Origin of the sequence: Tsukamurella asaccharolytica (assembly GCF_007858435.1) — a bacterium.
GTDB classification, from domain to species: Bacteria; Actinomycetota; Actinomycetes; order Mycobacteriales; family Mycobacteriaceae; genus Tsukamurella; species Tsukamurella asaccharolytica.
Genome location: NZ_VIGW01000009.1, coordinates 97270 through 108343 on the forward strand (window position 1 = coordinate 97270; position 11074 = coordinate 108343).

General features: G+C 69.2%; 12 protein-coding genes and 1 rRNA gene. 10 read left to right on the forward strand and 3 right to left on the reverse strand.

Translation table 11 applies throughout. The features are described from left to right. Positions 1-12 precede the first annotated feature (12 nt). From FK529_RS15525 to argH, 5 genes are all read left to right on the forward strand, one after another. On the forward strand, positions 13-498 hold the full coding sequence (locus tag FK529_RS15525) for an arginine repressor (RefSeq protein WP_146562819.1): 486 nt from the start codon (positions 13-15) through the stop codon (positions 496-498). Between the two features lie 111 nt (positions 499-609). Beyond that, positions 610-1428 (forward strand): alpha/beta fold hydrolase, encoded by an 819-nt coding sequence (locus FK529_RS15530; protein WP_331456332.1) that lies wholly within the window; start codon positions 610-612, stop codon positions 1426-1428. Then, the gene (locus FK529_RS15535) at positions 1425-2714 is read left to right on the forward strand and encodes a hypothetical protein (protein WP_146562821.1); all 1290 of its coding nucleotides are present in this window, start codon (positions 1425-1427) and stop codon (positions 2712-2714) included. Before FK529_RS15530 ends, FK529_RS15535 begins: the two co-directional genes overlap by 4 nt. 93 nt (positions 2715-2807) lie before the next feature. Then, the gene (gene argG, locus FK529_RS15540; protein ID WP_146562823.1) at positions 2808-4229 is read left to right on the forward strand and encodes an argininosuccinate synthase; all 1422 of its coding nucleotides are present in this window, start codon (positions 2808-2810) and stop codon (positions 4227-4229) included. 8 nt (positions 4230-4237) lie between these two features. Next, on the forward strand, positions 4238-5701 hold the full coding sequence (gene argH, locus FK529_RS15545; RefSeq protein ID WP_146562825.1) for an argininosuccinate lyase: 1464 nt from the start codon (positions 4238-4240) through the stop codon (positions 5699-5701). Between the two features lie 58 nt (positions 5702-5759). Here the strand turns inward: argH and FK529_RS15550 are convergent, their stop codons facing one another. From FK529_RS15550 to FK529_RS15560, 3 genes are read right to left on the reverse strand one after another with little or no spacing between them, the layout of a single operon-like run. Further along, a complete protein-coding gene (locus tag FK529_RS15550; RefSeq protein WP_146562827.1) occupies positions 5760-6368 on the reverse strand; it encodes a TetR/AcrR family transcriptional regulator in 609 nt (202 codons plus the stop codon). Further along, a complete protein-coding gene (locus FK529_RS15555; RefSeq protein WP_146562829.1) occupies positions 6365-7123 on the reverse strand; it encodes an ABC transporter permease in 759 nt (252 codons plus the stop codon). Before FK529_RS15555 ends, FK529_RS15550 begins: the two co-directional genes overlap by 4 nt. Continuing rightward, positions 7120-7887, reverse strand: a complete 768-nt coding sequence (locus tag FK529_RS15560; RefSeq protein ID WP_146562831.1) for an ABC transporter ATP-binding protein — start codon at positions 7885-7887, stop codon at positions 7120-7122. Before FK529_RS15560 ends, FK529_RS15555 begins: the two co-directional genes overlap by 4 nt. A gap of 27 nt (positions 7888-7914) precedes the next feature. On the opposite strand from FK529_RS15560, the gene FK529_RS20075 reads away from it, so the two are divergent. The 5 genes from FK529_RS20075 to FK529_RS15580 form a co-directional block, all read left to right on the forward strand. Then, entirely contained in the window at positions 7915-8055 is a 141-nt protein-coding gene (locus FK529_RS20075) for a hypothetical protein (RefSeq protein WP_158635135.1), read from the forward strand. A gap of 9 nt (positions 8056-8064) precedes the next feature. Further along, positions 8065-8271, forward strand: a complete 207-nt coding sequence (locus FK529_RS15565; RefSeq protein ID WP_146562834.1) for a Trm112 family protein — start codon at positions 8065-8067, stop codon at positions 8269-8271. A 10-nt stretch (positions 8272-8281) separates the two neighbouring features. Next, entirely contained in the window at positions 8282-8863 is a 582-nt protein-coding gene (locus FK529_RS15570) for a DNA-3-methyladenine glycosylase (protein ID WP_231703119.1), read from the forward strand. 161 nt (positions 8864-9024) lie between these two features. Then, positions 9025-10293, forward strand: coding sequence for a tyrosine--tRNA ligase (gene tyrS / locus FK529_RS15575; protein ID WP_146562838.1), 1269 nt, complete (start codon positions 9025-9027; stop codon positions 10291-10293). Positions 10294-10949: 656 nt separating this feature from the next. Then, positions 10950-11074, forward strand: a 16S ribosomal RNA gene (locus FK529_RS15580); the annotation flags it as partial.

Consider the following 11074-nt stretch of genomic DNA (forward strand, 5'->3'; position numbering starts at 1 on the left):
CGGGGGCGCGCGATGAGCGAGCATCCGCTCGCCACCCGCGCCGGGCGCCAGGCGGCCATCGTCGAAATCCTGGCGAATCACCAGGTGCACAGTCAGGCCGAGTTGCAGGCCCTGCTCGTGCGCGGCGGCTACGAGGCCACCCAGGCCACCCTCTCGCGCGACCTCGACGAGTTGGGCGCCGTGAAGTTGCGCGGCGCCGACGGCGGCGCGGGTGTGTACGTGGTGCCGGAGGACGGCTCGCCCGTGCGCGGCGTGTCCGGCGGCACCGAGCGGCTCGCGCGCCTGCTGGGCGAGCTGCTCGTCTCCACCGATCACAGCGGGAACATCTGCGTACTGCGCACCCCGCCGGGGGCGGCGAACTTCCTCGCCAGCGCGCTCGACCGCGCGTCGCTGCCCGAGGTCGTCGGCACCGTCGCCGGCGACGACACCGTCCTCGTCGTCGCGCGCGAGCCCCTGACCGGCAAAGACCTCGCCGGGCGGCTGGTGGAACTGACGTAGCCGTGGCAAACGGCCCGGTCGGCAAGAATCCGATCGGTTCAAACGGTGGGCCGGGCCCGTGTAGCGGGCCACTGTGGAACGCGTACCCAGTCCGTTACGCGAACCACGGGAGTGACCTTGCCTTACCTCGACGGCGCCGACGACCGGATCTTCTACCGGCACTGGTCCTTCACTGACGATCCACGAGCCGCAGTGGTGTTCCTGCACGGTTTCGGGGAGCATTCCGGTTTGTACCACCGGCTCGCCGCCGAATTGGGAACGCACGGCGTCGACCTGTGGGCTCTCGATCACCGTGGGCACGGCCTGTCCGGCGGTGACCGCGGCGACGTAGGCGATTTCAACCGGATCGTCGATAACGCCGGTAGTCTTGCCGATCTTGCAGAACGGTCGTCGCCGGGGACGCCGCTGGTGATCGCCGGACACTCCTTGGGGAGCCTTGGGGCCATCTTCGCGGCGCTGGACGCCCCACGTCGTTATCACGCGGTGATCCTCAGCGGGGCGCCGTTGTCGCCGCTGCCCGGGCTCACAGAACCGGGGAGTGTCGACGACGGTGGCGAGCCGTTCGCGCTTGATCCTGCTGTCCTGTCGTCCGACCCGACCTACCGCGACGAGCTCGAGAACGACCCGCTCGCCTTCACCGAGGCGGATGTCCATGCTCTGCTGAGCACGCTGCTGCCGCCGGCATGGGAGCGTCTCGCCGCCGACCTCCCGTCGCTGGACCTCCCGGTGCTCGCCGTCCACGGATCGGACGACCTGGTCGCACCTCTCGCAGGGGTGTACGCATGGCGGGACCGGCTGCCGCAGCTGCGAGTCGCGGTATTCGACGGCAACGCGCACGATGTGCTCAACGACACCGCACACCGCGAGGTGGCCGATACCATCGCCGAGTTCGCCACGGCGGGTGCGCGTTCCGCGGGGGTGGAGCGATGACATTGCGTCTCACCGCGGGCGAGCGCAGCGCGATCGACGCACTGAGCCGATTCCCGCTCCTGACCGCGATCAACGGCCGCAGGTCGAGGCGATTCCCGGTGGGCGGCGAGATCCCTGCCGGCGAGCTCGCGTACCGGTCGCGGCGGGAGGTGCAGCCGCTCAGCGAAGTCGAGCGGGCGATCGTGCTGGCGACCGTCACCGGAGTCACGGGCTGGAACTTCGGCATCACCCATCATCCGGGTTACGCCCCGGCGCTCCCGAACTACCCCGGATCCGCCGCAGGGAGGACTTTTCCGTCGGCGGCGGGATTCCACACCACGGACTTCTTCTTCACCGACGACTCGGGAACCTACTTCCTGTCGTCCCGCGACGCAGCGCCGCGTCGGAAGGGCGCGGAGCAGGAGGTGCACGAGGATGTCGAGGCGTGGCTCGAGGAGACGGTGGCCCGATACCGTCGCTTGTCGGACCGTCGTCTCCACCTCCCTCGCGAGGAACCCTTCCTCGAGGGGCACAACACGTGGATCGCGAATCACCCGGGTTCGCTCCTCGTGATCCCGGTCGCGGACCTGGCGCAGCACCTCATCGCGAATCTGGCGTTCTTCCTACAGAACGGCTACGGGGTCTACGACGACGTTAACGGTCAGCTGATTCCGGGAGCGGACGACGACTCGCTCGCGCACGCGGGCGAACCGTTTCCGCTGTCCTTCGTGGAGCAGTACACCCTCGCCGAGGCGAGCGCGGAGCTGGCGACCGCGGCCTACAACGGTCATCTGCTTCTGGGGGCCCTCGGCCTCGGCGGCTGGATCTTCGACGGTATCGATCGGCTGTCGCTGCTCGGCGCGTCGGGTGTTCCAGAGGTCCCCGGACTCGGGTTCGATGTGCAGTCCGATGAGCGGTGGGCGATACCGAACCCCACGGGACTTCCCGGTGTCTTCGAGACCCTCTCCCGTCCGCACGTGGCCGGGCCCGAGGACGCGGTGCGGCGATACATCGACAGGAAGACCCGTCCCGGGGGGCCGCTGCACACGGAGACCGGAGGACCCTGGTCCGATAACCCCCGGGTGCGCGGATCCGCCGCCCGCTACGACGAGCGGTTCGTGGACCTGCTCACCGGTCAGGTCGCCTACATCGACGAGACGTTCGGCAAGGTCCCGGGCACCGTTCCGACCGTTCACATCCTCAATTACCTTCAAGCCCAGCACCTCGACACCGACTTCTACGACCACCACTTCGCAGCCGGGGCCTATCTCGACACGCATCGCGATCACCAGCAGACGTGGCACTGATGGGTGTGGAGGTCCGCCGGGACGCCCCTGGGACCGCCGCGGCGACCGACCGGGGCACCGGGAGGTCGACCCCCGGCAGATAAGCTGGTCGGCATGTCCAAGGTCCTCTCCACTCTGCCCGTCGGCGAGCGCGTCGGCATCGCCTTCTCCGGTGGCCTCGACACTTCTGTGGCCGTCGCCTGGATGCGCGACAAGGGCGCCGTGCCCTGCACGTACACCGCCAACATCGGCCAGCCCGACGAGCCGGACATCGACGCCGTCCCCGGCCGCGCCACGGAGTACGGCGCCGAGATCGCGCGCCTGGTGGACGTGCAGCCGCTGCTGGTGCAGGAGGGCATCGCCGCCCTGCAGACCGGGGCCTTCCACATCCGCTCGGGCGGCAAGACCTACTTCAACACCACCCCGATCGGCCGCGTCGTGACCGGCACCATGCTGGTGCGGGCGATGAAGGAGGACGGCGTCGACATCTGGGGCGATGGCTCCACCTACAAGGGCAACGACATCGAACGGTTCTACCGCTACGGCCTCATGGCGAACCCGGCGCTGCGCATCTACAAGCCGTGGCTGGACTCGCAGTTCGTCACCGAGCTCGGCGGGCGCAAGGAGATGAGCGAGTGGCTCGTCGCGCACGGCTTCCCGTACCGCGACTCCACCGAGAAGGCCTACTCCACCGACGCCAACATCTGGGGCGCCACGCACGAGGCGAAGGACCTGGAGTACCTCAACACCGGCGTCGTCATCGTCGACCCGATCATGGGCGTCGCCCCGTGGGACGAATCGGTCGAGATCACGACCGAGGACGTCACCGTCACGTTCGAGGCCGGCGTGCCGGTGGCGATCAACGGCGTCGAATACTCCGACCCGGTCGAGCTGGTCCGCGAGGCGAACCGCATCGGCGGTCGGCATGGGCTCGGCATCTCGGACCAGATCGAGAACCGCATCATCGAGGCCAAGTCGCGCGGCATCTACGAGGCGCCCGGTATGGCGCTGTTGCACGCCACCTACGAGCGCCTGGTGAACGCGATCCACAACGAGGACACCATTGCCACGTACCACAACGAGGGCCGCCGCCTGGGTCGCCTGATGTACGAGGGCCGCTGGCTGGACCCGCAGTCCCTCATGCAGCGTGAGGCCATCATCCGGTGGGTCGCGTCCGCCGTCACGGGCTCCGTCACGTTGCGCCTGCGTCGCGGCGACGACTACTCGATCATCGACACCACCGGCCCGAACCTCTCGTACCATCCCGAGAAGCTCTCGATGGAGCGCGTCGGCGATGCCGCCTTCGGCCCCGACGAGCGGATCGGCCAGCTCACCATGCGCAACCTCGACATCGCGGACTCCCGTTCGCGCCTCGAGCAGTACGCGGTCCAGGGCATCGTCGCGGGCGAGACCGCGGCGTTGGTCGGCGAGCTGGAGCAGGGCGGCGCCGACGCCATCGTCTCCGGCGGCGAGAAGATTCCGTCCGCCCTCGACGAGGCGAGCAACCACGCCGCGTTCGACCTCGGTACCGACTAGGAGACCCGTTGAGCGAGAACGCCGAGAAGCACGTCGACGGGCCGGAGGAGAAGCACGGCACCAACGAGGGCAGCCTCTGGGGCGGACGGTTCGCCTCCGGCCCCGCCGAGGCGATGGCCGCGCTGAGCAAGTCCACGCACTTCGACTGGGCGCTCGCCCCGTACGACGTGCGGGCGTCGAAGGCGCACGCCCGAGTGCTTAACCGAGCAGGGCTGCTGTCCGACGGGGACCTCGAGGCGATGCTCGCGGCGCTCACCCGGCTCGGAGACGACGTGGCGTCCGGTGCCTTCCGGCCCGCCGAGTCCGACGAGGACGTGCACGGCGCGCTGGAGCGCGGGCTCATCGAGCGCGCCGGCCCGGAAGTGGGCGGTCGGCTGCGGGCCGGCAGGTCACGGAACGACCAGGTGGCCACGCTCTTCCGGATGTGGCTGCGCGACGCCGTCCGGCTCGTCGCCGCCGGCGTGCTCGACGTGGTGGACGCCTTCGTCGCCCAGGCGCAGGCGAACCCGGACGTGATCCTGCCGGGCAAGACGCATCTGCAGGCGGCGCAGCCGATCCTGCTGTCGCACCACCTGCTGGCGTACACGCATCCGCTGCTGCGCGATGTGCAGCGGCTGCAGGACCTGGATAAGCGGATCGCGATCTCGCCGTACGGATCCGGGGCGCTGGCCGGATCGTCGCTGGGGCTCGACCCCGACGCCATCGCCGCCGATCTGGGCTTCGACTCGGCCGCCGACAACAGCCTCGACGCCACGGCGTCGCGCGACTTCGCGGCGGAGGCGGCCTACGTGTTCGCGCAGGTCGCCGTCGACCTGTCGCGCTGGTCGGAGGACGTGATCCTGTGGAGCACGGCCGAGTTCGGCTACGTGACCCTCGCGGACGCCTGGTCGACCGGCAGCTCGATCATGCCGCAGAAGAAGAACCCCGACGTCGCCGAGCTCTCGCGAGGTAAGGCGGGCCGGCTCATCGGCAACCTGTCGGGCCTGCTGGCGACTCTCAAAGCGCAGCCGCTGGCGTACAACCGCGATTTGCAGGAGGACAAGGAACCGGTCTTCGACTCGGTGGAGCAGCTGCGGCTGCTGCTGCCCGCCGTCGCGGGGCTCACCGCCACCCTCACCTTCCACCCCGAGCGCATGGGGGCGTTAGCGCCGGCCGGCTTCACGCTCGCGACCGACGTCGCGGAGTGGATGGTGCGGCAGGGCGTGCCCTTCCGCGTCGCGCACGAGGCGGCGGGCGAGTGCGTCCGCACCGCCGAGACCCGTGGTACCGGCCTCGACGGCCTCACCGACGAGGACTTCAGCGCGATCCATCCGGCGCTCACTCCGCAGGTGCGCGAGGTGCTGACGGTGCGCGGCTCCGTCGCCTCCCGTGATGCCCGCGGCGGCACGGCCCCGTCGGCCGTGGCTGCGCAACTCGACCGGATCACCGCCGCGGTCACCCCGCTCCGCACCTGGGCCACCACCGCCTCCTGACCCGATTGAACGACGTTCTGGAGAATCTGACCTGCGGTTTTGCTCTCCAGAACGTCGTTCAATTGCGGGGGAGGGGGCCGGTGATCACCTGCTGGAGCGGGGGAGCGGTGAGGGCGACGACCTCGTCGACGGTGAGCGAGGCGAGGGGCTCGAAGCCGACGACGTAGCGGGCGACGAGCAGGCCGAACACTTGGGCCACCATGAGATTCGCGCGGAGGACCCCGTCGCCGGGGCCCTGCTCCATGCGGCCGATGAGCTCGGCCAGCGCGATCTCCAGCAGGAAGCCCCGCACGATCGCGGGGTCGCCGCCGTTGCCGAGGTTGGTGCGGATCGCCGCGACGCCCGCGTCGCGCAGGGGCCCGTCCCACATCGTGAGCAGGGCCTGAAGCAGCGCCCGGGCGGTGTCGTCGAGGGGCGCTGCGCGAAGCGGCGCCCGCACGAACTCGGGGTCGACGGGGATCGCCAGCGCCGCCAAGTACAACTCCTGCTTCGTGCCGAAGTAGTGGTGCACCAGCGCCGAGTCCACGCCCGCGGCCTCCGCGATCGAGCGCACCGTCGTGCCGGCCAGGCCGCCGCGGGCGAACGCGGCCCGCGCCGCGGCGAGGATCTCGGCCCGAGTGTCGGGGCTGCCGGTGCGCCGACCGGACCTGCGGCCCGGCCCGCTCACGCGACCCTGCGCGGCAGCGTCGCGGCCGCCAGGGCGAGCGCGACGACGGCGAACCCGGCGACCACCGCGAGCGAGGTCCACATCGTGGTGGTCGCGGAGCCGTGGGCGCCCACCTCCTGCAGCGCCTTCACCGCATAGGTCATCGGCAGCACGTCGGCGATGCCCTGCAGCCAGCCCGGCATGGCGTCGTGGGGAACGAGGAGCCCGCACAGGAAGATCTGCGGGACCACGACGACGGGCATGAATTGCACCGCCTGGAACTCAGTGCGGGCGAACGCGCTGAACAACAGCCCCAGCGCGACACCCAGCCAGGCGTCGACGACGGCGATCAGGACCACCAGCCACACGCTGCCTTCCGTGTCCATGCCGAGCAGGTACGCGGCCACCGTGGTCGCGACCGCGGCCTGGACCGTCGCCGCGAGGGAGAAGGCGACCGCGTAGCCGAGCAGCAGATCGGCCTTGGCGAGCGGTGTGGTGAGCAGTCGCTCGAGCGTGCCCGACGCCCGCTCGCGCTGCATCGCGATCGACGTGACGATGAACATCAGCGCGAAGGGCAGTACCCCGAGCAGGACCAGCGCGACCCGGCTGAACAGCGCTGTGCCGCCGGGCGAGTCGCGGTAGAGGAAGTACATCAGCGTCAGCAGCGCGGTCGGCACCACGACGATCATCGCGACGGTGCGGGGATCGGCTCGCAATTGGCGCAGAACGCGGACTGTGGTCGCGCGGGTGATGCTCGGATTCAGAACGGTGCTCATGCTGTTGCCTCCTGCTCGCGGACGAGCGCGAGGAAGGCCTCGTCCAGGCCGGCCGTTCCGGTGCGGGCCAGCAGTTCCGACGGTGTCGGGGAGGCGATGAGGCGCCCCTCCCGCAGGAGGAGGAGACGGGCGCAGTGCGCGGCCTCGTCCATGACGTGGCTGGAGACCAGCAGCGTGGTCCCCGCGGCGGCCATCGCCGCGAATCGCTCCCACAGGTCGGCGCGCAGCAGCGGATCGAGGCCGACCGTCGGCTCGTCGAGGATCAGCAGGTCGGGGTGCGCGACGAGGGCGCACGCGATGCTGACCCGCGAACGCTGCCCGCCGGAGAGCGCGTCGGCGCGGCGGTCGGCGAAGGCGCCGAGCCCGACGGCGTCGATGGCCTCGGCGGCGTCGGCCTGGGCGGTGGCGCGCCGCGCCGGGTACAGCGCGCCGAAGTACTCGACGTTCTGCGCCACGGTGAGGTCGCCGTACACGGCGGGCGACTGCGTCGTGTAGCCCACGCGCGCCCGCAGGTCGGGGCTTCCTGCGGGGCGGCCCAGCACCGTGGCGGCGCCCTCGGTGATCCGCTGCGCACCGACGATCACCCGCATCAGCGTGGTCTTTCCGGAACCCGACGGGCCGAGCAGTCCGGTGATGGCGCCGGCGGGGATCTCGGCGTCCAATCGGTCGAGGACGGTGATGCCCGAACGGATCACCGTCAGGCCGGACAGGGTGATTGCGCTGCTCACGGCGCCTCCTAATATTTCATCCGACGATGAATTCATCGTTGAGTGAATTATGTGGGGGGCGTCGTGAGGTTGTCAAGGGTCCGCGTCGCCGCCGGCCGCCTGCCCGTCGATCGGCTCGTCACCACGTTCACCGACTTCGACGAGGCCTGGACCGCGGCCCGCGGGGGCACCGCCGTCAAACCGGTGTGGCTCCCCGCTGGGTAGCATGGCGCCATGGCCATCGACGCGACGCTGCTGAAGATCCTCGCCTGCCCGCAGGACAAGGGGCCGCTGCTGTACGTGCCGGACGAGCTGTTCTACAACCCGCGCCTGCACCGCGCCTATCCGATCGAAGACGGTCTGCCCGTGCTCCTCATCGGAGAGGCCCGCGACGTGGACGATGCCGAGCACGAGTCGATTCTGGCCCGCGCCGCGCAGTGACCCGCTTCCGGTGACCGCCGACCCGCGGGACCGGCTCGCCGTCCATCCGCTCAAGGCCGCCCGGCTGGTTCTCGGATCCGTGCTGGTCGTCGGCGGGGTGCGGGCGCGCATCGTCGAGGTCGAGGCGTACGGATCGCCGGAGAAGGGCCCGTGGCCCGATCCCGCGGCGCACACCTACCCGGGGCCGACGCCCCGCAACGACGTGATGTTCGGTCCGGCCGGCCACCTCTACGTGTACCTGTCCTACGGCATCCACCAGTGCGTCAACATCACCGCCGGCCCCGACGGCGTCGGCGCGGGCGTACTGCTCCGGGCCGCCTCCATCGAATCCGGTCTCGACGTGGTCCGGGAGCGGCGCGCGGTGCGCGATCCCGATGCGCGACTCGCGGCGGGGCCCGGCCGGCTCGGCCAGGCGCTCGGGATCACTGTGGCCGACAAGGGGATCGACGTACTCGACCCGGCGTCCGCGGTGAGGCTGGAGATCGCCGCCCGACGGGGCCCGGTCGCGGCGGGGCCGCGGATCGGGATCAGCCGGGCCGTCGAGAAGCCCTGGCGGCTGTGGCTGGCGGGCCATCCGTCCGTGAGCCGCTGATCCCTCCCCAGCGGAATCCAATCGTGCGTTGGGCCGTGTACGGCGCCGCGCTCATCGCCGAGCTCGCGGAGGAGTACGAGGGCCCGCGGACCGGCAGTTGCCGGTGACCGCACTGCAGGGCGGCGACCTCCGCGCCGCGGCCGTTCGTTCACAATGGACCGGTGAGCACTGACATCCTCGAGGAACTGACCTGGCGCGGCCTGATCGCGCAGTCCACCGATCTGGACGCGCTGCGCGAGCGCTTGGCCGCGGGGCCGATCGCGCTCTACGCCGGATTCGACCCGACCGCCTCGTCGCTGCACGCCGGCCACCTCGTCCAACTGCTCACCCTGCGCCGCTTCCAGGAGGCGGGGCACAGGCCGATCGTCCTCGGCGGCGGGGCGACGGGGCAGGTCGGCGATCCGCGCGACGTCGGGGAGCGCGTCATGAACTCCGTGGACACGGTCGCCGAGTGGGCCGCGAAGATCGACACCCAGTTGCAGCGTTTCGTCGCTTTCGAGGGAGACAACGCCGCGATCCTGGTCAACAACCTGGACTGGCACGGACAGATGAACGTGCCCACCTTCCTGCGCGACGTGGGCAAGCACTTCTCGATCAACGTGATGCTCGCGCGCGAGACAGTCAAGCGCCGGCTCGAATCGGACGGGATCAGCTACACGGAGTTCAGCTACATGCTGCTGCAGGCGTACGACTACGTGGAACTCGCGCGCCGCTACGACGCCGCGCTGCAGATCGGCGGCTCCGACCAGTGGGGCAACATCGTGGCGGGCGTGGACCTGAACCGGAAGATCGACGGACGGCACGTGCACGCCCTGACTACCCAGCTGGTGACCTCGTCGGACGGGAAGAAGTTCGGCAAGTCCACCGGTGGAGGCTCGCTGTGGCTGGATCCGGAGCAGACGAGCCCGTACGCCTGGTACCAGTACTTCGTGAACACCGCCGACGCCGATGTGGTCCGCTACCTGCGCTGGTTCACCTTCCTCACGCAGGAGGAGATCGCGGAGCTGGAGCGCGAGACGGTCCAGGCTCCGCAGAAGCGCACTGCCCAGAAGCGCCTCGCCGCGGAGATGACCACTCTCGTGCACGGAGCGGAGCACACCCGCGCCGCGGAGTTGGCCGCGCAGGCGTTGTTCGGCCGGGCCGAGCTCGCGGACCTCCCCGAGGGCACCCTCGCGGCCGCGTTGGAAGAGGCGTCCGTGGTCGACGTGGCGGCGGGGGAGCCGCGGACGATCGTCGACCTCCTGGTCGCATCCGGGCTGTGTGAGTCGAAGGGCGCCGCTCGTCGTGCGGTGAAGGAGGGCGGCGCCTACGCGAACAACGTGAAGGTGGACTCCGAGGAGTGGGAGCCGGAGCCCGCCGACCTGCTCCACGGCCGGTGGCTCGTCCTGCGCCGAGGCAAGAAGACCTTCGCCGGCGCCCGTTTCATTTGAAACCGCTGGTCATGACCACTGAGGCCGCCCCGCCGCCGACCGCCGGCGCCTTTTGTGCTGCAGGTCACACAGCGGTCAACCGGCGGCCCGAGCTGGCGCGCACGGCGCTGACCTGGGCGGATGAACAATACGTTACGCGCTGACCTGGGGATTTGTGCTTCCGTTCCTCGGTGCGTAACTTATTCGAAGTCAGCGCGACACCGACCAGTACGGGGCCGAAAAGCCCAGGTCAGACGGTGGAAGCGCAGACACCTTGCCACGAAGGAGTCGCACTCGGTTTGACACCGAGATCGACTCTCACATAGTCTGGCAGGGTTGCTTCGAGCGAGTCGTCTTGACAGGCGATAGCGAGAAGTATAACCTGGAACGGTTGCCTGCGAAGGCTCTACTCCATCGTGAAGATCCCGACGTGTGGGGTCGTGGTGAAGTAGTCCGCGTTTGGCGTGTTCTTTGAGAACTCAACAGTGTGTCGATGAAATTGTCAGTGCCAAATTTTTTGGCACGCATAGGCAATCAATATTTTTTGGTTGTTTGTGTTGTGGCTTTTCTCGTTTATTTCTTTGCGAGATGTATTTCTGGAATCATTGATTTTGTCAGTGGTTTCGTTTTTTGTTCAGGATTTCCTGATTATGCTGAAACCTTGTGTTTCTAGTGTTTTTATGGAGAGTTTGATCCTGGCTCAGGACGAACGCTGGCGGCGTGCTTAACACATGCAAGTCGAACGGTAAGGCCCTTCGGGGTACACGAGTGGCGAACGGGTGAGTAACACGTGGGTGACCTG